The sequence below is a fragment of the Nocardioides sp. genome, assembly GCF_035547795.1.
In the GTDB taxonomy this organism is placed as follows: domain Bacteria; phylum Actinomycetota; class Actinomycetes; order Propionibacteriales; family Nocardioidaceae; genus Nocardioides.
In genome coordinates this window covers 1-23,429 of record NZ_DASZUF010000071.1, presented here as the reverse complement: position 1 = coordinate 23,429, position 23,429 = coordinate 1, and the positions used below count along the sequence as shown (strand labels likewise).

The 23,429-nt window shown below is 73.4% G+C and carries 20 protein-coding genes and 1 pseudogene; 15 read left to right on the top strand and 6 right to left on the bottom strand.

Translation table 11 applies throughout. The annotated features are described in order from the left end of the window. The first annotated feature begins 2 nt into the window (after nucleotides 1–2). The 4 genes from VHA72_RS05265 to VHA72_RS05250 are packed head-to-tail and all read left to right on the top strand — an operon-like array spanning nucleotide 3 to nucleotide 4,067. Nucleotides 3–1,208: a glycosyltransferase gene (locus VHA72_RS05265; RefSeq protein ID WP_325573393.1), complete on the top strand. Its 1,206-nt coding sequence runs from the start codon at nucleotides 3–5 to the stop codon at nucleotides 1,206–1,208. Beyond that, on the top strand, nucleotides 1,205–1,825 hold the full coding sequence (locus tag VHA72_RS05260; RefSeq protein WP_325573392.1) for a D-sedoheptulose-7-phosphate isomerase: 621 nt from the start codon (nucleotides 1,205–1,207) through the stop codon (nucleotides 1,823–1,825). Before VHA72_RS05265 ends, VHA72_RS05260 begins: the two co-directional genes overlap by 4 nt. Further along, nucleotides 1,825–3,159 (top strand): D-glycero-beta-D-manno-heptose 1-phosphate adenylyltransferase, encoded by a 1,335-nt coding sequence (gene rfaE2, locus VHA72_RS05255; RefSeq protein WP_325573391.1) that lies wholly within the window; start codon nucleotides 1,825–1,827, stop codon nucleotides 3,157–3,159. Before VHA72_RS05260 ends, rfaE2 begins: the two co-directional genes overlap by 1 nt. After that, entirely contained in the window at nucleotides 3,156–4,067 is a 912-nt protein-coding gene (locus tag VHA72_RS05250) for a glycosyltransferase family 9 protein (protein WP_325573390.1), read from the top strand. Before rfaE2 ends, VHA72_RS05250 begins: the two co-directional genes overlap by 4 nt. 57 nt (nucleotides 4,068–4,124) lie before the next feature. On the opposite strand, the gene VHA72_RS05245 is transcribed toward VHA72_RS05250, so the two are convergent. The 4 genes from VHA72_RS05245 to VHA72_RS05230 form a co-directional block, all read right to left on the bottom strand. Continuing rightward, a complete protein-coding gene (locus VHA72_RS05245; RefSeq protein ID WP_325573389.1) occupies nucleotides 4,125–5,081 on the bottom strand; it encodes a UDP-glucuronic acid decarboxylase family protein in 957 nt (318 codons plus the stop codon). Continuing rightward, a complete protein-coding gene (locus tag VHA72_RS05240) occupies nucleotides 5,078–5,809 on the bottom strand; it encodes an SDR family NAD(P)-dependent oxidoreductase (RefSeq protein ID WP_325573388.1) in 732 nt (243 codons plus the stop codon). Before VHA72_RS05240 ends, VHA72_RS05245 begins: the two co-directional genes overlap by 4 nt. After that, nucleotides 5,809–6,387, bottom strand: coding sequence for a hemerythrin domain-containing protein (locus VHA72_RS05235; protein ID WP_325573387.1), 579 nt, complete (start codon nucleotides 6,385–6,387; stop codon nucleotides 5,809–5,811). Before VHA72_RS05235 ends, VHA72_RS05240 begins: the two co-directional genes overlap by 1 nt. Nucleotides 6,388–6,450: 63 nt before the next feature. Then, nucleotides 6,451–7,635 carry an alcohol dehydrogenase catalytic domain-containing protein gene (locus tag VHA72_RS05230; protein ID WP_325573386.1) on the bottom strand — a complete coding sequence of 395 codons (1,185 nt, stop codon included), beginning with the start codon at nucleotides 7,633–7,635 and terminating at the stop codon, nucleotides 6,451–6,453. 195 nt (nucleotides 7,636–7,830) lie between these two features. Between VHA72_RS05230 and VHA72_RS05225 the strand changes: the two genes are divergently transcribed. Genes VHA72_RS05225 through VHA72_RS05215 form a run of 3 tightly spaced genes read left to right on the top strand, consistent with a single transcriptional unit; the run spans nucleotide 7,831 to nucleotide 11,565 of the window. After that, nucleotides 7,831–8,589 carry an SDR family NAD(P)-dependent oxidoreductase gene (locus VHA72_RS05225; protein ID WP_325573385.1) on the top strand — a complete coding sequence of 253 codons (759 nt, stop codon included), beginning with the start codon at nucleotides 7,831–7,833 and terminating at the stop codon, nucleotides 8,587–8,589. Next, nucleotides 8,586–9,509, top strand: a complete 924-nt coding sequence (locus tag VHA72_RS05220) for a DMT family transporter (RefSeq protein ID WP_325573384.1) — start codon at nucleotides 8,586–8,588, stop codon at nucleotides 9,507–9,509. Before VHA72_RS05225 ends, VHA72_RS05220 begins: the two co-directional genes overlap by 4 nt. A gap of 28 nt (nucleotides 9,510–9,537) precedes the next feature. After that, complete coding sequence (locus VHA72_RS05215) at nucleotides 9,538–11,565, top strand: bifunctional phosphatase PAP2/O-acyltransferase family protein (protein WP_325573383.1); 2,028 nt, start codon at nucleotides 9,538–9,540, stop codon at nucleotides 11,563–11,565. Here the strand turns inward: VHA72_RS05215 and VHA72_RS05210 are convergent. Then, on the bottom strand, nucleotides 11,468–12,637 hold the full coding sequence (locus tag VHA72_RS05210) for a PucR family transcriptional regulator (protein WP_325573382.1): 1,170 nt from the start codon (nucleotides 12,635–12,637) through the stop codon (nucleotides 11,468–11,470). The genes VHA72_RS05215 and VHA72_RS05210 overlap by 98 nt on opposite strands. A gap of 77 nt (nucleotides 12,638–12,714) precedes the next feature. On the opposite strand from VHA72_RS05210, the gene hpnC reads away from it, so the two are divergent. The 8 genes from hpnC (at nucleotide 12,715) to VHA72_RS05170 (ending at nucleotide 22,326) form a co-directional block, all read left to right on the top strand. Next, nucleotides 12,715–13,569: a squalene synthase HpnC gene (hpnC, locus tag VHA72_RS05205; protein ID WP_325573381.1), complete on the top strand. Its 855-nt coding sequence runs from the start codon at nucleotides 12,715–12,717 to the stop codon at nucleotides 13,567–13,569. After that, on the top strand, nucleotides 13,566–14,441 hold the full coding sequence (hpnD, locus tag VHA72_RS05200; RefSeq protein WP_325573380.1) for a presqualene diphosphate synthase HpnD: 876 nt from the start codon (nucleotides 13,566–13,568) through the stop codon (nucleotides 14,439–14,441). Before hpnC ends, hpnD begins: the two co-directional genes overlap by 4 nt. A 67-nt stretch (nucleotides 14,442–14,508) precedes the next feature. Further along, nucleotides 14,509–15,819, top strand: a complete 1,311-nt coding sequence (gene hpnE / locus VHA72_RS05195; protein ID WP_325573379.1) for a hydroxysqualene dehydroxylase HpnE — start codon at nucleotides 14,509–14,511, stop codon at nucleotides 15,817–15,819. 1 nt (nucleotide 15,820) lies between these two features. Next, nucleotides 15,821–16,840 carry a polyprenyl synthetase family protein gene (locus VHA72_RS05190; protein WP_325573378.1) on the top strand — a complete coding sequence of 340 codons (1,020 nt, stop codon included), beginning with the start codon at nucleotides 15,821–15,823 and terminating at the stop codon, nucleotides 16,838–16,840. Nucleotides 16,841–16,911: 71 nt separating this feature from the next. Continuing rightward, nucleotides 16,912–18,810, top strand: coding sequence for a squalene--hopene cyclase (gene shc / locus VHA72_RS05185; RefSeq protein ID WP_325573377.1), 1,899 nt, complete (start codon nucleotides 16,912–16,914; stop codon nucleotides 18,808–18,810). Then, nucleotides 18,807–20,255, top strand: coding sequence for a 4-hydroxy-3-methylbut-2-enyl diphosphate reductase (ispH, locus tag VHA72_RS05180; protein ID WP_325573376.1), 1,449 nt, complete (start codon nucleotides 18,807–18,809; stop codon nucleotides 20,253–20,255). Before shc ends, ispH begins: the two co-directional genes overlap by 4 nt. Nucleotide 20,256: 1 nt before the next feature. Beyond that, nucleotides 20,257–21,261, top strand: a complete 1,005-nt coding sequence (gene hpnH / locus VHA72_RS05175; RefSeq protein ID WP_325573375.1) for an adenosyl-hopene transferase HpnH — start codon at nucleotides 20,257–20,259, stop codon at nucleotides 21,259–21,261. Nucleotides 21,262–21,357: 96 nt separating this feature from the next. Beyond that, the gene (locus VHA72_RS05170; RefSeq protein WP_325573374.1) at nucleotides 21,358–22,326 is read left to right on the top strand and encodes a pirin family protein; all 969 of its coding nucleotides are present in this window, start codon (nucleotides 21,358–21,360) and stop codon (nucleotides 22,324–22,326) included. 58 nt (nucleotides 22,327–22,384) lie between these two features. On the opposite strand, the pseudogene VHA72_RS05165 reads toward VHA72_RS05170, so the two are convergent. After that, nucleotides 22,385–23,429 (bottom strand): annotated as a pseudogene (locus tag VHA72_RS05165) (hypothetical protein); the annotation flags it as partial.

Sequence of the window (23,429 nt, the reverse complement as noted above, 5' to 3'; positions counted from 1 at the left end):
CGATGAGGATCGCCCTCGTCTCCGAGCACGCCAACCCGCTCGCCGCGCTCGGCGGTGTCGATGCGGGCGGGCAGAACGTCCACGTCGCGGCGCTCGCCGCCGGCCTGGCCCGCAACGGCCATGACGTCGTGGTCCACACCCGGCGAGACAGCCCCGACGTGCCGACCCGGGTCGCCACCGCGGACGGGTACGTGGTGGAACATGTCACGGCCGGACCCGCCGTCGTACTCCCCAAGGACGAGCTGCTGCCGCACATGCGCGAGCTCGGGGTGCGGTTGCGCGACGGCTGGCGGCGCGATCCGGTCGACCTCGTGCACAGTCACTTCTGGATGAGCGGGCTGGCCGCGCTGCACGCCACCCGCGGCACCCGGACGCCGGTGGTGCACACCTTCCATGCCCTCGGGTCGGTCAAGCGGCGCCAGCAGGGTGCCGCCGACACCAGCCCGCCCTCCCGTGTCGACGACGAGCGTCGGCTGTGCCGCGAGGTCGACCACGTGATCGCCACCTGCACCGACGAGGTCGACGAGCTACGCGCGCTGGGGCTGCCGCCGGGACGCGCCAGCGTGATCCCGTGCGGCGTCGACGTCGACGTGTTCCGGCCCGGACACGAGCCGCCGGCCCGCGGTCGGCACCGGCTGCTGGTGCTGGGTCGGATCGTGACCCGCAAGGGGATCGGCAACGTCATCGAGGCCGCCGCGGCGCTGCCCGATGTGGAGGTGGTCGTGGCCGGCGGCCCGGCGGGCGAGGCGTTCGAGGCGGACCCGGAGGTACGCCGGCTGCGTGAGCTGGCCGCGCGGCTCGGCGTGGCCGAGCGGGTGGTGTTCCTGGGCAGCATCGCGCGCGCCGACGTACCGGGCCTGATCCGCAGCGCCGACATCGTGGTCTCGGTGCCGTGGTACGAGCCGTTCGGGATCGTGCCGGTCGAGGCGATGGCCTGTGGCCGGCCGGTGGTCGGCTCGGCCGTCGGCGGCCTGCTGGACACCGTCGTGCCGGGCGTCACCGGGGAGCTGGTGCCGCCGCGCGAGCCCGCCGCCCTGGCGCAGACGCTGCGCCGGCTGCTCGACGATCCCGATCGGCGCCGGCGGTACGGCGAGGCCGGCCGCCGCCGCGCGGTCGAGTACTACGACTGGTCCGCGGTGGTCGCCGAGACTGAGTCCGTCTACCGCTCGGTCTGTGCCATCCCCGACGCGAAGGAGGCGATCCGATGACTCCCACCCCCTGCGACCACGAGCACCTGGCCGAGCTGCGCCGGGCGCTGGACCGCTTCGACGACTGCGTCGACGTCGCCGACGCCTGGGGCGTGCGGCTGGCCGCCATCCTGGAGAACGGCGGCCGGCTGCTCGCGGCCGGCAACGGCGGCAGCGCCGCCCAGGCCCAGCACCTGACCGCGGAGCTGGTCGGGCGCTACCGCGAGGACCGGCCGCCGTACTCGGCGATCTGCCTGTCCGCCGAGACCTCCTCGCTGACGGCGATCTGCAACGACTATCCGGCACAGGAGCTGTTCGCCCGGCAGGTCGAGGCGCACGGGCGCCCCGGCGACGTGCTCGTCTTGATGTCGACCAGCGGCCGCAGCCCCAACATGGTGGAGGCGGCGCGTCGCGGCGTGGCCGCCGGGCTGCGGGTGTGGGCGATGACCGGGCCGCTGCCCAACCCGCTGGCCGAGGCCGCGAGCGAGCACTGCGCCGTGGACGCGCCGTACACCGCCACCGTGCAGGAGCTCCACCTGGTCGCACTGCACATCCTGTGTGCCGCCCTCGACCGCGCGCTCGGCGTCGGCGTCTCCCGCACCCGGCGCTCGCTGGAGTCGCTGGAGGAGGTGTCCTGATGACCCGGCTGGTGGTGATCGGCGACGCCCTGCTCGACGTCGACCTGGTGGGCAGCGCCGGCCGGCTGATGCCGGAGGCGCCGGTGCCGGTCCTCGACGACCTCGAGGAGGTACGCCGACCCGGCGGCGCCGGCCTGGCCGCGGCGCTGGCCGCCGCCGACGGCGCCGAGGTGGTGCTGGTGACGCCGGTGCCCGACGACGCCGAGGGCGCGCTGCTGCGGGCGGCGCTCGCCGACGCCGGTGTCGAGCTGATCGCGCTGCGCCAGGAGGGCACCACCACCGTCAAGAGGCGGGTCCGCGCCGGTGGGCAGTCGCTGCTGCGGCTCGACAGCGGCGAGCCGGGCCCGATCGGCGAACTGCCGCCCGCCGCCCGGACCGCGCTCGGGGCGGCCGACGCGGTGCTGGTCGCCGACTACGGGCGAGGCATGACCGCGCATCGGCAGGCGCGCGACCTGCTGACCGGACTGCCCCGCCGGATCCCGCTGGTCTGGGACCCCCATCCGCGTGGCGCCGACCCGGTGCCGGGCGCGCGCCTGGCCACCCCCAACGAGGCCGAGGCGGCCGCGGGCAGCCCGGGACTGGCCGCACTGAGTCGCCGCGCCGGCGTGCTGGTCGAGGCGTGGCGGGTGGACGCGGTGGCGATCACGCTGGGTTCCCGTGGCGCGCTGCTCTCCCGCGGCGAGAGCTCGCCGTCGGTGCTTCCCGCACCGCGGGTGACGGCGGTCGACACCTGCGGCGCGGGCGATCGGTTCGCCAGCACCGCCGCGCTGGCGCTGGGCTCCGGAGCGGTGACGCTGGAGGCGGTGCATCAGGCGGTGCAGTCCGCCGCGGCGTACGTCGCGGCGGGGGGCTCGGCGTGCTATGGCGCGCCCGCCCGGGAGCCGGGGCCGGTCGGCGACGTGGTCGCGCGGGTCCGTGCCACCGGCGGCACGGTGGTGGCGACCGGTGGCTGCTTCGACCTGCTCCACGCCGGCCATGTCGCGACCCTGGAGGCGGCCCGAGCGCTCGGCGACTGCCTGGTGGTCTGCCTCAACTCCGACGACTCCGTCCGCCGGCTCAAGGGTCCCTCCCGGCCGCTCGTCCCCGCCGCCGACCGTGCCCGGGTGCTGGCCGCGCTGGCCCCGGTCGACGAGGTGGTGGTCTTCGACGAGGACACTCCGGCCGAGGTGCTTCGCCGGATCCGGCCGGACGTGTGGGCCAAGGGCGGCGACTACGCCGGCGCCGAGCTGCGGGAGGCCGCGGTGCTGCGCGAGTGGGGCGGCCAGTCGGTGGTGCTGCCCTATCTGCAGGGCCGCTCCACCACCCGGCTGGTGGAGACGGCCCGGGCCCGATGAGCCGCGTCCTGGTCTATCGCGCCATCGGGTTGGGCGACCTGCTCACCGGGGTGCCGGCGCTGCGGGCCCTGCGTCGCGCCCTGCCCGGCCGCCAGATCGTGCTGGCCGCGCCCGAGGCACAGCGCCCGCTGGTGGAGTTGATCGACGCGGTCGACCTGCTGATCCCGACCGAGGAGCTGGCGCCGGTGGCGTGGTCCGGCCCACCGCCGGAGGTGGCGATCGATCTGCACGGCAACGGGCCGGCGTCGCGGACGCTGCTGGAGCGGCTCGCGCCCGGGCGGCTGGTCTGTTTCGACCGCGACACCTGGGATCCCGGCGAGCACGAGCGGGTGCGATGGTGCCGGCTGGTCGCGGAGGCCTTCGCCGTACCCGTCGATCCCGACGACGTCCTGCTCCCGCCGCCTCCGCGGACCTCGCCCGCGCCGGGCGCGGTGGTGATCCACCCCGGCGCCGCGTCGGAGAGCCGGCGCTGGCCGGCGGAGCGGTTCGCCGCGGTGGCGCGCTGGGTGACCGAGCGGGGCGAGCGCGTGCTCGTCACCGGCAGCGCGGCCGAACGCCCCCTCGCGGAGGAGGTACGGCGCCAGGCCGGGCTGCCGGCCGACGCCGTGCTGGCCGGTATCACCGACCTGGGCTCGTTGGCGGCCCTGGTCGCCGACGCCGCCCTGGTGGTCTGTGGCGACACCGGGCTGGGCCACCTGGCCTCGGCGTACCGGACGCCGTCGGTGCTGCTCTTCGGCCCCACTCCGCCCGCGCGCTGGGGCCCGCCCCCGGGTCCGCACACCGTGCTGTGGCACGGCACCGGCGTCGGCGACCCCCACGCCGACCGCCCCGACCCGGCCCTGCTGGCGATCACCGTCGACGAGGTCCTGGCCGCCGCCTCACTCCGGCCACTCCCGCAAAACAGCTGACTTGGTCGAGTGACACGCCAGCGTGTCGTCCGACCAAGCCAGCTGTTTCTCGGTGGGTCAGCCGGCGAGCACGGCCTCCATCCACTCGGCGGTCCGCTTGAGGCCCTCCTCGACCGGCATGGTGGGCGTCCAGCCGAGCAGGTCCCGGGCCAGGGAGAGGTCGGGTCGGCGGACCCGGGGGTCGTCCTCGGGCAACGGAATGTGCTCGATGCGGGACCGGGAACCGGTCAGCTCCACCACGGTCGAGGCCAGCTCGAGCACGGTGGTCTCGTCGTCGTTGCCGATGTTCACCGGCCCGGTCACGCCGCCGGCGCGGGTCAGCCGCACCAGCCCGTCGACGGTGTCCTCGACCCAGCACAGTGAGCGGGTCTGGGTGCCGTCGCCGGCCACTGTCAGCGGCTCGCCGCGCAGCGCCTGGTGCAGGAACGCCGGCACCACCCGGCCGTCGTCGAGGCTCATCCGCGGCCCGTAGGAGTTGAAGATCCGCGCGATGCCGACGTCGACGCCGCGGGCGCGGTGGTAGGCCATCGTGGTCGCCTCGGCGAAGCGCTTGCCCTCGTCGTAGACGCTGCGCGGGCCGACCGGGTTGACGTGACCCCAGTACGACTCGCGCTGGGGGTGCTCGAGCGGGTCGCCGTACACCTCCGAGGTGGAGGCGAGCACGAATCTCGCGCCGGACGTGGCGGCCAACTCCAGAGCGTTGACGGTGCCGGCGCTGGCCACCCGCAGCGTCTCCAGCGGCATCCGCAGGTAGTGCACCGGCGAGGCGGGGCAGGCCAGGTGCAGCACCGCGTCGACTCGCTCCGACACTGGGATCTCGGCACTGACGTCGGCCTCCACCAGGGTGAAGCCCGGATGGTCGGCCAGGTGCGCGACCTTCTCCGGGCTTCCGGTGGAGAAGTCGTCCACACACCACACCGCGGCGCCCTCGGTCAGCAGCCGCTCGCACAGCCATGAGCCGACGAAGCCCGCGCCGCCGGTGACGACGACGCGGGCGCCCTGCAGGCCCCTCATCGGGGGAAGTACTCGTTGCGCAGGGTGACCACCGCCGTCTGCAGCACGGCCTCGGGTGGCAGCGTGATGGCGGTGCGGATCAGGCCCGCGACGATGTCGGGGTCCATCATCCGCTCCGGCGGCAGCCCCCACTGGTCCATCATCGGCGTCGCCATCGCGGCCGGGTTGAGCGCGCAGACCCGCACCGGCCAGGCGTGCTCGCGCGCCTCGGTCTGGAGCACCTCGGTGAGCTTGAGCAGCGCCGCCTTGGAGGAGTTGTACGCCGCCGCGCCCGCGCCGACGGTCAGCGCGCTGATGGAGACCACGTTCACGATGTCGGCGACCCGGTCGGGACGGGCCAGCCGGCCACGGACGAACGCCCGGGCCAGGTGCATCGGCCCGTCGACGTTCACCCCGAAGACGGCGTGCCACTGCTCGTCGTCGATGTCGACCAGGTCCGAGCCGCGGTCGGTGCCGGCGTTGTTCACCAGGCAGTCGAAGCGCTCGCCGTGCCTGTCGAACACGTCGCCCACCACCCGGTCGACGGCCGCGGGATCGGCGACGTCGAGCGCCACCGCCTCCGCAGCGCCGCCGTCCTGCTCGATCAGCTTGACGCTCTGCTGGGCCGACTCCTCGTCGATGTCGGCCACCACGACGTGGGCCCCGGACCGGGCGAGGAGCCGGCTGGTGGCCCGACCCAGCCCGCTTCCTCCACCCGTGACCAGGGCGACCCGATCCGCCAGCTCCATCAGCCGGCCTTGGCGATCGCATCCTTGGCCCGGTCGACCAGGGCCGCGAACGGTCCGACCATCTTCTGCTGCATCGAGGAGGGCTCCACCGCCGGATGCGGGTGGGTCGGGGCGGTCGCCTCGGCGGCCTTGATCTTGCGGCCCATCTTCTGCCGCTGCTCCTCGTCGCAGGTGGAGATGATCCGCGGGAACTCGTCGCTCTCCTCGGCCTCGGCGTGCTTGTCCACGGCCTCCTCGAAGGCGGCGAACTGCGCGGCGAAGTCCGGGTCCTCCAGTGACATCTTCTCCAGGTGGGCGAGGAACTCGTTGGCCTCGGCCTCCTCGTCGTTGCGGGCCTTGGCCACGCCCTCGCCGGCGACCTTCTCGCTCACCGGCCGCAACACCATCTCCTCGGCCGTCTCGTGCACCGCGAGCAGGGCGCGGAGCGAGTCGAAGGCATGGTGCTTGGTCTCGCCCTCGCTCGACTTCACCTGCGTGAACAGGTCGCGGATCTGGGCGTGCTGCTCCAACAGCACCCGGATCACGTCGCCCTCGGGGAGGGCCTGCGCCTTGGCGAGGTCCTCGGCTGCGTCACCCATCGTGTTCTCCTATCGTCTCGGGTTGGCTGTCCTCACCCGCGGTACCCATCGACTCGCGGCACCTCACGGCTGGAAGAGGACCTTGACCATGCCGTCGGCCTTGGCCCGGAAGTCGGCGTAGGCCCGCGGCGCGGCGTCCAGCGGGAGGTGGTGGGTGGCGAAGGACTCCACGCCGAGCACGTCCTCGTCCTGGCGCAGCAGCGCGAGGATGTCGTCGCTCCATCGGCGCACGTTGGCCTGCCCCATCCGCAGCTCTACCTGCTTGTCGAACAGTTGCATCATCGGGATCGGGTCCACCGCTCCGCCGTAGACGCCGGCGATGGAGACGGTGCCGCCCCGGCGGACGGCCTCGAAGGCGGTCGACAGTGCCGCCATCCGGTCGACGCTGGCGTGCTTCATGAACGGCTGCGCGATGGCGTCCGGCAGCATCCCGACCACCTTCTGGGTCATCTCCACCAGCGGCGAGCCGTGTGCCTCCATGCCGACCGCGTCGATCACCGCGTCGGCGCCCCGGCCGCCGGTCATCGACCGCACCCGCTCGGCCAGCTCCTTGTGGGCCTCGTCGACGTTGATGGTGTCGGCGCCGCGGGCCGCGACCCGGGCCAGCCGCTCCGGCAGCCGATCCGCGACGATCACCTGGACGCCGCGATGCAGCGCGATCCGGGCGGCCATGTCGCCGATCGGCCCGGCGCCGAGGACCAGCAGCGACTCGCCGGGCCCGACCCCGGCGTACTCCACCGCCTGCCAGGCGGTCGGCAGCACGTCGGAGAGGAAGACGAACCGGTCGTCGGGCGGCCCTTCGGGCACCTTGATGGCGCCGTAGCCGGCGAACGGCACCCGGAGGTACTCCGCCTGGCCTCCATCGACCTGGCCGTAGAGCTTGCTGTAGCCGAGCAGGCTCGCGCCGGTGCCGTGCTCCTTGTTCTGGGTGGTCTCGCACTGGCTCTGCAGACCCTGGGCGCACATCCAGCACGTGCCGCAGCTGACGTTGAAGGGGATGACCACCCGGTCGCCGGGGCGCAGGTCGGTGACCTCCGCGCCGACCTCCTGGACGATCCCCATCGGCTCGTGCCCGACGATGTCGCCGGGGGTCATGAACGGACTCAGCGGCTCATAGAGGTGCAGATCCGAGCCGCACAGCCCGGTCGTGGTCACCTTGATGATCGCGTCGGTGGGTTCCTTGATGATCGGGTCGGGCACATCCTCGACACTGATCTGCTTCGGTCCCTGCCAGGTCACGGCACGCATGGGTGCTCCTCTCGGGGTTGCAGGATGCGGGCCCAGTACCCACCCGCGACGACCGCACGTGCGCGGACGGGGTACCGACGAACTGCGTCGTGAGGCGATGTGACGACTGGCGATATGCGGAATACCCGAGGCGGTCCGCGGTGCTAACTTGCTCGAGGTCCCAGGCGACCCGCGGATGAGGCGAAGGGAGACGGCATGCGGCTGACGGGCGGCAGTGCGCTCGTCACCGGTGCGTCGGCAGGCATCGGCGAGCACGTGGCACGGCTGCTGCGCGCCGCCGGCGCCGAGGTGGTCGTGCACGGTCGCGACCCCGGGCGCAGCGAAGCCGTCGCGGCCTCGCTGGGAGCGCGGGCAGTGGTCGCCGACCTCGCCACCCCCGACGGGGTCGACGCGCTGGCGCGGCAGGCCGGCGAGATCGACGTGCTCGTGCTCAACGCCGGTCTCGGCCACTCCGGGCCGTTCGTGGAGATGGACCAGGGCCGCATCGACGAGCTGCTCGCCCTCGACCTGGCCGGGGCGATCCGGCTGACCCGGCTGCTGCTGCCCGGGATGGTCGCTCGCGGCCGCGGCCATCTGGTCTTCGTCAGCAGCATCGCCGCCCGCACCGGCGTCGCCGGCGAGGCGGTGTACGCCGCCGCCAAGGCCGGCCTGGACGCGTTCGCCGAGAGCCTGCGGCTGGAGCTGGCCGGCTCCGGCGTCGGCGTCGGTGTGGTGGTGCCGGCCGCGGTCGACACCGGGTTCTTCGCCCGCCGCGGCCGCCCCTACGAGCGCACCTCGCCGCGGCCGGTGAGCCCCGAGGAGGTCGCCCGCGCGGTCGTGACGGCGATCGAGCGCGACCGCGCCGAGGTGTTCGTCCCGTCCTGGACCCGGGTCGCGCCGACCGTGCGCGCGCTCGCCCCGGCGGCGTTCCGCCGCCTCTCCCTGCGGTACGGCGAGGATGTGAGGAGCCGGTGACCCGCGCGGAGCTGGTGTTCGTCCTGGCGCTGGTCGCGGCGTTCGGGTTCGCCTGGTCGGCGTTCCTGCAGCAGCGCGCGAGCACCCACCTGGCCGGCCATCCGGGGGAGCGGCTGGCCCGCAAGGGGCTGCCTGGCGCGATGCGGCTGCTGGGCCGGCTGGTGCGCAGCCCGGCCTGGTTCGTCGGCTGGCTGGTCAACCTGCTGGCGTTCTTCGTGCAAGCGGCCGCGCTGCACCTGGGCTCGGTGGCGGCGGTGCAGCCGATGATGACCACCCAGGTGCTGTTCACGATCATGCTCTCCTCCTGGGCCGCCCGCCGCCGGCCGACCGTGCTCGACCTGCTGGCCGGCTCGGCGATCTGTGGTGGCGTCGCACTGCTGATGGTGGTCGACGGCGCCGCGCCGATGACCGGCCATGCCGACCGAGGCCGGGTGCTGCTGGTGACGTTCATCGCCATCGCCGCCGTCGCGGCGCTGGTGGCCGCCAGCCGGTTCCGGCCCTCGCCGGCGCTGGCGGCGCTGCTGCTGGCCTGCGCGTCAGGGGTCTGCTTCGCCATGACCGCGATGTTCATGAAGCTGACCGGCGACGACCTCCTCGGCCCCGGCATCGCCGCCACCGCCCGCGACTGGGTCGGCTATGCGCTGGCCGGCAGCACCGGCATCGGTCTCGCGCTGGGTCAGCTCTCCCACGCCGCCGGCCCGCTGCCGTGGTCGGTCTCGGCGATGAACATCGTCAACCCGCTGGCCAGCTACGCCGGCGGGGTGATCGCCTTCCATGCCGACCTGCCCACCAGCCCCGGAGCGCTCGCGGGACTCGCCGGGGCCGGCGCGTTGCTGGTGCTCGGGGTGGTCGGGCTGGTGCACTCTCCTTCGATCAATGCCTGGTCCCCGACGCCGATCCCGGAGGTGCATCGTGCCTAGCCTGTCGAGACCCAGCCCGTCGAGCCGGATGAGTCTCGTCGACGCCCGCGCCGCCAAGCCGCGCATCGTGCTGTGGGAGCAGATCGTCCTCGGCCTGGTGCTGTTCGGCTACTACCTCGTGGTCGACAGCTTCCACTCCGCGGCGCGGCGAGCGGCCGCGGACGCACACGGCAAGGCGATCTTCGATCTGGAGCGGTCGCTGCACCTCGACATCGAGAAGACGCTCAACGACTGGCTCTCGCCGCACGTGGTGCTGCGCACCATCGCCAACTACGAATACGCCTACACCTACATCCTCTCCGCGATCGCGGCGCTGATCTTCCTGCTGTGGCGGCATCCCGAGATCTACCGCCGGGCGCGCACGTCGTTCGTGCTGGTGACGGGCATCGGGGTGACCTGCTTCTGGCTCTTCCCGACCACGCCGCCGCGGATGCTGCCGGGCAACACGTTCTTCGACACCGTGACCCACGGCCACACCTTCGGGTCCTGGGGCTCGTTCATGGTGGCCGGCGCCAACGAGCTGGCCGCGATGCCGTCGCTGCACATGGGCTGGGCGCTGTGGGTGAGCGTGGTGCTGGCCTGGGCGGGCGTGCGCGGCTGGCTCCAGGTCCTCTCCGCGGTCCACGTGCTGGTCACCCTCTTCGTGATCCTCTCCACCGCCAACCACTACCTGCTCGACGCCGTCGCCGCGTTCGTGCTGGTGGCCGCCGCCGACCGGGTGGCGCTGTGGATCCACCCACCCTGGGAGGGTGCGATCGTGCCCGCGCCGGACGCGTTCTTCCTCCACGTCGAGGAGACCGGCGAGCCGCAGATCGTGGGCGGCCTGGTCATCTACGAGTACGCCGAGGGCGAGCCCAGCCTCGAGGCGATCCGTCGGGTGGTGGCGGGCGAGCTGGAGCGGCTGCCGCGGTTCACCCAGCGGATCGTCCAGCCCGGCCGGTGGCGGCGCCCGCGCTGGGTCCCGGCCCCGCCGCTGGACTGGTCCTGGCACGTCTTCTCCCGCCAGGTCGCCGACCGGGCCGGGATCAACGCCGCCGTCGCCGAGCTGGCGGCCGAGCGCTTCCCGCGCGACCGGCCGCTGTGGCGGATCGCGCTGCTGGAGCAGCCCGACGGCCACCGCGCGTTCGTGATCCTGATGCATCACGCCATCGCCGACGGGATCGGCACCGTGATCCAGGCGCTGAACCTGCTGCGCCCGCGGGTCGAGCTGCCCACGCCGCCGCGGCAGCCGACAGCGCTGCAGACCGGGCTGGCCACCGCGGTCGGGTTCGCCCAGCTGGCCACCGACGGTGGCAACCCGAAGCCCCTGGGCCAGCCCAGTGGGAGGCGCGCGTTCGCCACCGCCGGGCTGCCGATGAGCGCTGTCAAGCAGGCCGCCGCCGGCCGCCGCGTGACCGACCTGGTGCTCGCCCTGACCGCGGGCGCGGTCGCCGACGTCCACCCCGAGTTGATCGAGCGGGCCGGCGGCCGCCTGCGGGTCGCCGTACCCCTGATGGTGCGGGCGCCGGGCGACGCGGCGGAGGGCAACGCCACCGCCGCGGTGATGGTGGACCTGCCGCTGCGGGCGGCGCCCACCGAGGAGCTCTACGACGAGATCGCCACCCGGACCGCCCGGCTGCGCACGCCCACCCGGGCGTTGGCCAGCCGCTGGGTGATGGCGCACCTGCTGCGCTGCTTCCCCGAGCCGATGGTGGGCTGGTTCGCCCGGACCGTGTACGGCGGCAGGTTCTTCAACGGCATCGTCTCCAACATGCCCGGTCCGACCCAGCAGCTGACGATGGCCGACGTGGTCATGGCCGAGGTGTACCCGGTGCTGCCACTGGCCCCCGGCGCGCCGTTCGTGCTGGGTGCGCTGAGCTGGAACGGCGTGCTGGGCGTGGGCCTGGCCACCGACCCGGCGCTGGTCGACGCCGATCGGGTGAGCGCGGCGATCGTGGCCCGGCTGGACGCGGTCGCGCTCAGCCCCAGGCCAGCGCCAGCAGCATCCGGGACCGCTCCCGCGGCGAGTCCAGTGCGTCCCCGAACAGCGACCGAAGCCGCCCGAGCCGATAGCTGACGGTCTGCGGGTGGACGTGCAGGTCCTCGGCCACGGCGACCCGGTCGCCGTGATGGCGCAGCCAGGAGACCAGGGTCTCGACCAGCCGGTCGCGCGAGCCCTTCGGCAGCCCGTCCAGCGGCGCCAGCACCTGGTCGCGCAGGAAGCTGAGCAGGCGCGCGTCGCGGTGCACGATGATCGTGTCGAGGTGGTCGTCGACGAAGACCGGGTCGTCGCGCAGCACGCCCTCGCCGCGCAGCGACAGCGCCAGCTGGGTCAGCTCCACGCTGCGCGCCAGGATCTCCACCGGCACCGTGATCCCCACGACGCAGCCGGCCCCGGTCAGCGCCGTCCGCAGCTGCTCCCGGCGTGCGCCGACCGGGTCGGCCACGATCGCGCCGACCAGGGTGCCCTGACGCAGCGGCAGCGAGTAGGAGTCGAGCCGGGAGAGCACGTCACGCGAGGAGGGCGCGTCGCCGCCGGCGAGGACCAGCGCCGCCTGGGTCGGCAGCTGCCAGCGGGCCCGGTCGGCGGCGGCCCTGATCGCGACCATGCTGGAGCGCTCGGACAGCAGCAGGTCGGCGAGCTCGTCGCGGTGCCGGTCACGGGCGCGCGAGTCGGCGCTCTGGGCCGCGACGTACCCCTGGGTGGAGGCCTGGGAGAGCTGGTTGACGAAGTCGAACACCGTCTCGGCGAGGACCGCTATCAACTCACGGGAGAGGTCGAGCGCCTGGGCCGTCTCCGAGACGTGCCGCCAGGCGATCCGGGCGCCGAGCTGGTAGGCCGTCAGCAGCCGGGTCAGATCGTGTCCGGCCTGCCACTGCAGCCCGCCGATCTGCTCGAAGAGCAGCTGCAGCCCCTGCTCGTCCTCCAGCGGCCGGGCCTGGACGTCGGTGGCCATCTGGATCAGCCGGTGCAGGAAGAGCGCCGCGGCGCCGCTGATCCCGTCCAGGTCGTCCTCGAGGAAGGCGGCGTAGTCGGGCCAGTTCTCGGCCAGGCCGTCGCGGACCTCGAGCAGGAGCGCGGGCAGGCGGTCGCCGAGTTGTTGCTCCAGCTCGACGACCTTGGCGGCGGGGAGATGAGAATTTGTCACGGTGAGCCAAGTTTTGCTGCTGGATTGGCGAACGTAAAGGGCAGAATTCAGAACGGGTCTCGTGATCGGATAGGACTATGAGCGCGCTGGATGCCGCGCGCCCGGAGGCGTCTGCCTCCTGGCAGGCGCGCGAGGCAGGGGAGAACTTCCCGGTCGCGCTACGTCTTCTCCCCGCCCGGCTGCGTGAGGACCTGCACGCCGTCTACGGCTATGCCCGGCTCGTCGACGAGCTCGGCGACAGCTACGCCGGTGACCGGGTCGCGGCGCTGACCGCGCTGCGCGAGCAGGCCGCCGGCATCTGGGACGGCGCCATCCCGGAGCAGCCCGTGCTGGCCCGGCTGGCGCGCACCGTTCGCGCGCGCGGGCTCTCCCGGCAGCCGTTCCTCGACCTGGTCGAGGCCAACCTGCAGGACCAGCGGGTCGCCAGCTACGCCACCGTCGAGGACCTGGTCGGCTACTGCCGGCTCTCCGCCGACCCGGTCGGCCGGATCGTGCTCGAGCTGGTCGGCGCCGCGACGCCCGAGCGGGTCGCGCTCAGCGACAAGGTGTGCACCGCACTGCAGTTCGTGGAGCACCTGCAAGACGTCGCCGAGGACCGGCGCGCCGGTCGGGTCTATCTGCCGCAGGAGTCTCTGCGGCGGTACGGCGTGGCCGACGCCGAGCTCGACCTGCCCTCGGCCACGCTCGGGCTGCGGGCCTGCGTGCTCGCCGAGACGACCCGGGCCGAGGCGTGGCTGCGGGAGGGCTCGGCCCTGGTCGGCAGCCTGCGCGGCTGGGGTCGGGTCGCCGTGGCCGGCTTCGTGGCCGGGGGGCTGGCCACCGCCGCCGCCCTGCGCCGTGCCGGTGGCGACGTGCTCGCCCGCGACGCGCGGCCGGCGAAGGCGGAGACCGCCCGAATCGCCCTCGCCCTGCTGGTGAGGGGGCACGCATGACCACGCTGTCCGCGACGCTCCAGGACGCCTACGCCGAGTGCGAGCGGATCACTCGCGCCGAGGCCGGCAACTTCTACTACGGGATCCGGCTGCTGCCGACGCCCAAGCGCAGCGCGCTGTGCGCCGTCTACGCGCTGGCGCGTCGCATCGACGACATCGGCGACGGAGAGCTGCCACGCGAGACCAAGCTCAAGGACCTGGCCGAGGTGCGCGCCGACCTCGACCGGCTCGAGGCCTCGACCGACCCGGTGCTGGTCGCGTTGGCCGATGCCGCCCGCCGCTTCCCGGTGCCGCTGGGCGCCTTCGGCGAGCTCATCGACGGGGTGGAGACGGACCTGGCCGACGTCGTCACCATCGCCGACTGGGACGCCCTGGTGGTCTACTGTCGCCGCGTCGCCGGCTCGATCGGGCGGCTGTGCCTGTCGATCTTCGGCTCGGACGCCGTCGACGAGCGCACCGAGCTCTTCGCCGACCAGCTCGGCATCGCGCTGCAGCAGACCAACATCCTGCGCGACGTGCGCGAGGACCTGGGCAACCGCCGGATCTACCTGCCGCAAAGCGAGCTGGCGCAGTGGGGGATCGCGCTGCGCACCGACGCCGCCGGCGATCTCGACGACCCGCAGGGTCGGCTGGCCGCCTACCTGCGCTTCGCCGCCGCCCGGGCCGAAGACTGGTACGGCCTCGGACTGCGGCTGATCCCGCACCTGGACCGGCGCAGCGCGGCCTGCTGTGCGGCGATGGCCGGCATCTACCGCCACCTCAACCACGTCATCGGCACCGATCCGGTGCAGGTCTACGACAAGCGGCTGCGGCTCTCCGGCGCGCAGAAGGCGCGGGTCGCCGCCACCGCCCTGGTCAGGGGCCGGGCATGAATGTCACCCCATTCGAATGCTCGCTGTGCTCCCCCCGCGAATTCGGCTCAGCGAACGGGGACCCCGAATGAAGGCGGCCGTCATCGGGGGCGGCCTGGCCGGGATCACCGCCGCCCTCCGGCTGGCCGACGCCGGGGCGTCGGTGGTGCTGCACGAGGCCAAGCCGAAGCTGGGCGGGCTCACCCACAGCTTCCAGCGCGACCTGGAGGGGCGCAGCATCCGGGTCGACAACGGGCAGCACGTCTTCCTGCGCTGCTGCACCTCCTACCGCGCCCTGCTCGACCGGCTCGGCGTGACCGGCCTGACCCACCTGCAGCCGCGGCTGGACGTCACCGTTCGCAGCGAGGCCTCCCGCCGGGTCGGCCGACTGCGCCGGGGCTCGCTGCCGGCGCCGCTGCACTTGGGTCCGGCGCTGGCGACGTACCCCTGGCTCGGGGCCGCCGAGAAGGCCCGCGTCGTGCCGGCCGCGCTGGCCCTGGGGCGCGTCGACCGGGACGCCCCGGCCACCGACGAGACCAGCTTCGGGCAGTGGCTCGCGGCTCACGGCCAGGGTCCGCGCGCCGTCGAGGCGCTGTGGGACCTGATCGGCGTGGCCACGCTCAACGCCACCGCCGACCACGCCTCGCTGGCCCTGGCCGCGACGGTCTTCCAGCTCGGCCTGCTCGACCGGGCCGACGCCGCCGACATCGGCTGGTCGACGGTGCCGCTGCAGGAACTGCACGGTGACGCCGCCCTGCGCGCGCTCGGCGACGCCGGGGTCGAGGTGCGCACCGGCAGCAAGGTGACCGACCTGGCCGGGGTCGACGCGGAGGCGATCGTCCTCGCCGTACCCCCCGCCGATGCGGATCGGCTGCTGCCCGCCGACGCGCTCGACCTGCCCGTCGACTGGGCAGAGGCGCTGGGCAGCAGCCCGATCATCAACCTCCACCTGGTCTATGACCGGCAGGTGCTGGACGGCCCGTTCACCGCGGCCGTGGACAGCCCGCTGCAGTGGGTCTTCGACCGGACGTCGCACGCCGGCCTGACCCACGGCCAGTACGTCGCCGTCTCGCTCTCGGCCGCCGACGATCTGATCGACCTGCCGGTGGCGCGGTTGCGCGAGCGGTTCCTGCCGCACGTGGAGGCGCTGCTGCCGCGCGCCCGCGGCGCCCGGCTGCGCGACTTCTTCGTCACCCGCGAGCGGCACGCGACGTTCCGCCCGGCGCCCGGCAGCGGCCGGTTCCGGCCCGGCCCGCGGACGACACGCCGGGGGCTCTACGTGGCCGGTGCGTGGACCGCCACCGGGTGGCCAGCGACGATGGAGGGGGCGGTGCGCAGCGGCGATGCCGCCGCGGCCGCGGTACTCGAGGACCGGACCAGCCTGATGGAGGTGGCCTGACATGAACGGTGTGGAGTGGCTGACCCACGCCCGCGGCCTCTTCGAGCCCGCCCTGCGCGGTGCCGTCGAGACCCTCGACCCGTTCCTGGGTCGGGTGGCGTCGTACCACTTCGGCTGGTGCGAGCCCGACGGCACGCCCGCTACCGGCAACGCCGGCAAGGCGCTGCGCCCGGGCCTGGCCCTGCTGGTCGCCCGCGCCGTCGGCGGCGACCTCGCGCCGGCGGTGCCCGGTGCGGTCGCCGTCGAGCTGGTGCACAACTTCTCGCTGGTACACGACGACGTGATCGACCGCGACCGGGAGCGCCGCCACCGCGCCACGGTCTGGACGGTGTGGGACGACACCACCGCGATCCTGGCCGGCGACGCGATGTTGTCGCTCGCGCACGAGGTGCTCGCCGACGCCGACTCGCCGTACGAGCGGCAGGCCCAGAAGGCGCTCGCCGCGGCCACCCGCGCGGTCATCCGCGGCCAGGCCGAGGACGTCGCGTTCGAGCAGCGCGGGGACGTCGGCCTCGAGGAGTGTCTGGCGATGGCCGGCGGCAAGACCGGCGCCCTGCTGGCGGTCAGCGCCTCGATCGGCGCGATCCTGGCCGGCGCGCCGGCGGAGACGGTGCGGGCATTCGACACTTTCGGCGCCGAGGTCGGCCTGGCCTTCCAGATCGTCGACGACCTGCTCGGCATCTGGGGCTCCACCGCCGTCACCGGCAAGCCCGTCTTCGCCGACCTGGCCGCGGGCAAGAAGACGCTGCCCGTCGTCTGGTCCATCGAGTACGGCGGCGACGCCGGGGCCGACCTGGCGGCCTGGTTCGCCGCCCACGAGTCCCGCTCGCAGGCCACCCCCGAGGAGCTGAAGCGGGCCGCCGACCTGATCGAGAAGGCCGGTGGCCGGGAATGGGCCACCACCGCCGCCGACACGCATGTCGCCACCGCGCTGGCCGCGCTGGAGGGTCTCGGGCTCGACGAGGAGCCACACGCCACTCTGGTCGACCTCGCCCACTTCGTGACGGAGAGGAAGCTGTGACCCTTCAAGAGCAACCCGCCGAGTTGAGTGGTCAGTTTCGGCGGGTCGAGTGGTCGGTTTCGGCCGACCGAGTGGTCGATCCCGCCGGCCTTCGAGCCGCCGTCGACGCCGCCGTCGTCCACCTCAAGTCCCGGCAGCACGCCGACGGCTGGTGGAAGGGCGAGCTGGCCACCAACGTGACCATGGACGCCGAGGACATGTTGCTGCGGCACGTCCTGGACATCGTCGTCCCGGCCGACCAGGAGCGCAGCGCCCGCTGGATCCGCTCGCAGCAGAACGCCGACGGGAGCTGGGCCGACTTCCCCGGCGGCCCGGGCACGCTGTCGACCACCGTCGAGGCATGGGTCGCGCTGCGGTTGGCCGGCGATCCCGAGGACGCCGCGCACATGGTCGCGGCCGCCGAGTGGGTGCGCGGCCACGGCGGCCTGGAGCGGGCCCGCGTCTTCACCCACATGTGGCTCTCGCTGGTCGGGCTGTGGAAGTGGGACGATTGCCCGACGCTGCCGCCGGAGATGATGTTCCTGCCGTCGTGGGCGCCGCTGAACATCTACAACTGGGGCTGCTGGGCCCGCCAGACGATCGTGCCGCTGACCATCGTGAGCGCCAAGCGCCCGGTGGTGCCGGTGTCCTTCGACGCCGAGCCGCTGCGCACGCACGCCCGGCCGGAGCGGTTCGGGCCGCTGTGGAGCATCGCCGGCATCTTCCAGCGCCTCGACGTCGGCGTGCGGCTGTTCGGCAAGCTGCCGGCCAACCCGCTGCGCAAGCTGGCGATGCGCCAGGCCGCGGAGTGGATCCTGGCCCGCCAGGAGGCCGACGGCGGGTGGGGCGGCATCCAGCCGCCGTGGGTCTACTCGGTGCTGGCGCTGTGGCAGATGGGCTACTCGCTGGACCACCCGGCGATCAAGGCGGCGCTGGCCGGCCTCGACACGTTCTTCGTGGAGGTGCCCGACGGCCCCGAGGGCCCGATGCGCTGGCTGGAGGCATGCCAGTCCCCGGTGTGGGACACCGGGCTCTCCCTGGCCGCACTGCTGGAGTCGGGCGTCGCGCCCGACGACCCCGCCGTACTGAAGGCGGCCGACTGGCTGCTCGCCGAGCAGGTGACGGCGGACGGCGACTGGCAGGTGCAGCGGCCGGATCTGCCGAGCGCGGGCTGGTCCTTCGAGTTCCAGAACGACGTCTACCCCGACACCGACGACACCGCCGAGATGATCCTGGCGCTGCGCGGCGTCGACCACCCGGACAAGGCCCGGCTGCGGGCGGCCCTGGACGCCGCCATCACCTGGACCGCCGGGATGCAGTCCAAGGACGGCGGCTGGGGCGCGTTCGACGCCGACAACGGCCACGAGCTGGCCACCAAGCTGCCGTTCTGCGACTTCGGCAACGTCATCGACCCGCCGTCGGCCGACGTCACCGCGCACGTGGTCGAGATGCTTGCCGTCGAGGGTCGGGCGGACTCGACCGAGTGCCGCCGCGGCGTGGCCTGGCTGCTGGCCCACCAGGAGGCGGACGGATCGTGGTTCGGCCGCTGGGGTGCCAACCACCTCTACGGCACCGGCGCCGCGGTGCCGGCGCTGGTCGAGGCAGGTCTGCCCACCGATCACGCCGCGATCCGGGCCGCGGTCGCCTGGCTGGAGGAGCACCAGAACGCCGACGGCGGCTGGGGCGAGGACCTGCGCAGCTACCACGACAAGGCCTGGGTCGGGCGGGGTGCGTCCACCCCCTCGCAGACCGCCTGGGCGCTGCTCGCGCTGCTGGCCGCCGGCGAGGACGGCCCCCAAGGATCGAACCTGGTCGTGGAGCGCGGCATCGGCTACCTGCTCGACACCCAGCGTCCCGACGGCGGCTGGGACGAGGAGCTCTACACCGGCACCGGGTTCCCGGGATACTTCTACATCGGCTACGAGATGTACCGCCAGGTCTTCCCGATGTGGGCGCTGGGCCGCTATGCCCGCCGCAGGGGACTGTCATGACCGCCACCGTCCTGACGCCGCTGCGCACCGAGTGGTTGGCCCTCAAGCCGGCCCTCTCGGGCGACGTACGCCGCACCGGCCGCTCCCGCGGCCTGGCCGCGCCGCTGACCGGCCCGGCGGTGATCGCGGGCGTCGCGGGGGCGCTGGACGCCTCGCTCGTCCCCGGTGACCTGGTGGTCGCCACCCGGGTCGGCGAGCGTGAGCTGCCGGCCGCGCCGCTGCTGGCCGGTGCGCTGCGCCGGGCCGGGCTGAGGGTCCATCTCGGGCCGGTGCACACCGCCGAACGGGTGGTCGACGACCCGGCCGAGCGGGCCCGGCTGGCCGCGACCGGCGCCATCGCGGTGGACACCGAGTCGGCGCTGCTGCTGGCCGGCCTCGAGCATGCCGTCGTCGTACGTGCCATCGTGGACACGCCCGAGCAGCGGCTGCTCTCCGCCGGCATGCCGGTGCGGGGCCTGCGTGCCCTCGCCGCGCTGCGCTCGGCCGGGCCGGTGATCGAGCAGTGGGCCGCGGCGGCCGCCGACCGCGAGGTGGTGCTGGCCAGCCCGCGCAGCTTCTGTGCCGGCGTCGAGCGGGCGATCGACATCGTCGACAAGTCGCTGGAGCGCAACGGCGCGCCGGTCTACGTGCGGCGCCAGATCGTGCACAACAGGCACGTCGTGGCCGACCTGGAGGCCAAGGGCGCGGTCTTCGTCGAGGAGGTCGAGGAGGTGCCGGAGGGGGCCACCGTCGTGCTGGCCGCGCACGGCGTCGCGCCGGCGGTCCGCGCCGACGCGCGCCGCCGCCACCTCCAGGTCATCGACGCCACCTGCCCGCTGGTCGCGAAGGTGCACGCCGAGGTCAAGCGGTTCGCCGGCCAGGATCACACCGTCTTCCTGATCGGTCATGCCGACCACGAGGAGGTCGTCGGCACCTACGGCGAGGCACCCGACAACATCGTCGTGGTCAACGACCCCGACCACGCCCTGACGGTCGAGGCGATCGACCCGGCCAAGGTCTCCTACGTCATGCAGACCACGCTGGCCGTGGACGAGGCGGAGAAGACCGCCGCGATCCTGCGCGAGCGGTTCCCCGCGCTGCGGGCGCCGCGCAAGGACGACATCTGCTATGCCACCAGCAACCGCCAGCAGGCGGTGCGCACGGTGGCCCGCGAGTGCGAGCTGGTGATCGTGCTCGGCTCGCGCAACTCCTCCAACTCGCTTCGGCTGGCCGAGGTCGCACGGGGCGAGGGCGCTGCGGCGTACCTCGTCGACGACCTCGGCGAGATCGAGCTGTCCTGGCTGCAGGGCGTGCGCTCCGTCGGCATCACCGCCGGCGCCTCCGCCCCGCCGCGCCTGGTCGACGAGGTCGTCGCCGGCCTGGCCGGCCTCGGCCCGGTCACTGTCCGGGAGACCGAGGTGGTCTCCGAGAACGTCCGCTTCACCCTGCCCCGAGAGGTTTCCTGAGATGTCCATGCCGCTGCACCAGTCGATCGCGATCGGCAAGTACCTCCTCACGCAGAAGCTGAAGGGGAAGAAGAAGTTCCCGCTGCTCATCGAGCTCGAACCGCTCTTCGCCTGCAACCTGAAGTGCGCCGGATGCGGGAAGATCCAGGAGCCGGCACACATGCTCAAGCAGCGCATGCCGGTCGAGCAGGCCGTCGGCGCGGTGGTCGACTCCGGTGCCCCGATGGTCTCCATCGCCGGCGGCGAGCCGCTGATGCACCCGCAGATCGACGAGATCACCCGGCAGCTGCTCGACAAGGGCAAGTTCGTCTTCCTGTGCACCAACGCGGTGCTGCTGCCCAAGCACATCCACAAGTTCAAGCCGCACAAGAACTTCGCCTGGATGGTGCACATTGACGGCCTGGAGGAGCGCCACGACCAGTCGGTGTCGAAGCAGGGCGTCTTCCAGCAGGCGGTGGAGGCGATCAAGCTCGCCCAGTCGCTCGGCTTCCGGGTGATGACCAACACGACGTTCTTCGACACCGACAGCCCGCAGGACGTCATCGACGTGCTCGACTACCTCAACGACGAGCTCAAGGTCGACAACATGCAGATCTCGCCCGGGTTCGCCTACGAGAAGGCACCCGACCAGGAGCACTGGCTGGGCCCGGAGCAGACCAAGGAGCTGTTCAAGAAGGCCTTCGGCGACGGCCGGCGCAAGAAGTGGCGGCTCAACCACAGCCCGCTGTTCCTCGACTTCCTCGAGGGCAAGGTCGACTTCGACTGCACCGCGTGGGCGATCCCGTCGTACTCGCTCAAGGGCTGGCAGAAGCCCTGCTACCTGATGAGCGACGGGTACGTCGAGACCTACGACGAGCTGATCGAGACCACCGACTGGGACTCCTACGGCCGCGGCAAGGACCCGCGTTGCGCCAACTGCATGGCGCACTGCGGCTACGAGCCGACCGCCGTACTCGCCACGATGGGGTCGCTCAAGGAGTCGATCCGCGCCGCCGTCTCGGTCTGAGGCTGGCTGCTGGTTCTGCTGGTCGTCGAGGTACGCAGGCGAACCGACGCGGTGGGCTGCCGGTGACACCGCGACCCGACCGCCTACCGTGTCGCCATGAGCAACACCGAGACGAAGCCCGACGAGGTGGTCTGCCGGGCCGGCGCCGAGCACGGCATCGAGCTGATCGAGCCACGGAACGTGCCGCTGGGCGGCCCTCGCGCCATGGACGTGCGCCGCACCCTGCCCGCGCGGCAGCGCTCCCTCATCGGAGCGTGGTGCTTCGTGGATCACTACGGGCCCGACGACGTGTCGGTGACCGGCGGGATGAAGGTCGCGCCGCATCCGCACACCGGCCTGCAGACCGTCTCGTGGCTGTTCACCGGCGAGATCGAGCACCGCGACAGCGCCGGCAACCACGCGATGGTGCGGCCGGGCGAGGTCAACCTGATGACCGGTGGCCGCGGCATCAGCCACTCGGAGATCTCCACCGACGTCACGCCGGTGCTGCACGGTGCGCAGCTGTGGGTGGCGCTGCCCGCGCACGCCCGCGACGTTGCCCCCGGCTTCGCCCACTACGTGCCGGGCCCCGTCGCAGGTGACGGCTGGGAGGCCCGCGTCTTCCTCGGCTCGCTGCTGGGTTCCAGCTCGCCGGTGGAGACGCACACGCCGCTGCTGGGCGCCGAGATCGTGCTGGAGGACGGCGCGACCGTGGAGATCCCGGTCGACGAGTCCTTCGAGTACGGCGTCCTGGTGGACACCGGGGCGGTGTCGCTGGGCGACGTACCCGTCGCGAAGGACACGCTCGGCTATGTCCCGCCCGGCACGACCACCCTGCGGCTGACCGCCGCCGGCTGGACCCGAGTGCTGCTGCTGGGCGGCCCGCCGTTCGGTGAGGAGATCGTGATGTGGTGGAACTTCGTGGGCCGCAGCCACGAGGAGATCGTGGCCTACCGCGACGAGTGGCAGGCGCAGATCACCGATGGTGTCCAGGTCGACGGGCGTTTCGGCGTGGTCGACGGCGGTCTGCCCCCGATCCCCGCCCCGCCGCTCCCGAACAACGTCCGCCTGCGATCCCGCCACTGAGGCGGGCTATCGGCCAGGTCTCGCGGGCACAGCCCCGGCCACTCCGACACGAGCGCTGCTAGTCCGGCGACCGCAGCCCCGAGCCGGCCAGACCGGTGACGGCCGCCGCCACGGTCGCGCCGGCCGCTGCTGCCAGCGGGGCGAACACCCCGGCCGCGGAGAGGGCCACCAGGACGCCGGTCAGCGCGAGGGCGACCACCCGGGTGCGCTGCTGCGCGCGGCGCATGTCGTGCACCAGTCGCAACGAGCGGACACCGCTGGTGACGTCGACCGTGTCCAGGAGGACCGTGGCTTCGGGGGAGGAGCCGAGCACGACATCGGCATCGGCGCCGCTGGTGGCGGCCGTCAGCACGGCGGTCCGCCGACCCTGCTCCCGGTCGGAGCGGACCAGCTCCGCGATCGGGGTCGAGGTGACCGACTCGATCCCGGCCGCGGCGGCCACCCGGCGCAGCCGCGCCTCCCGCTCGGGGGAGGTCAGCGTGGCGGTGACGCCGAGCGTGCCCAGCTCGGCCACGGCCGCGCTGGCGTCGGCGGTCACCGTGTCGACCACGGTGATGGTGCCCAGCGGTCGACCGTCGACCTCGACGCCCACGACCTCGCCGCCGTCGTCGGTCACCGACGGTGTGACGCCGACCCACGCCGGCCGCCCGACCCGGACCGGATGGCGATCGACCGACCCGCTCACGCCGAGGTCGGCGTAGCGCTCGAAGCCGGTGACGTTGCCGCGCGTGGACAGCCGCGCGATCGCCCGGGCGATCGGGTCGTCGGCCAGGTGCTCGAGCGCACCGGCGAACCAGCGCAGGTTGCGCAGATGCGCCTCCTCGACCGGGTCGACGGAGGCGACCTCCTTGCCGTCGGTGACGGTCTCGAGGCCGTCGAGGTGCAGGACGTCGACGTCGGGCCACTCGATGTCGCGCACCAGGATGCCGTGGTCGCCGCCCCGGCGCAGAGCCGCCAGCAGCGGCGCCGTCCGGGCGACCACGATCGCCCCGGGGCAGCCAGCCGCGAGGACCGCCACCGCGGACTCCGCCGCCCGGGCGTCCCAGCCGTGCAGCGTGCCCCAGCCGACCAGCGCCAGCGCGGCGACGGCGACCACGGCCAGC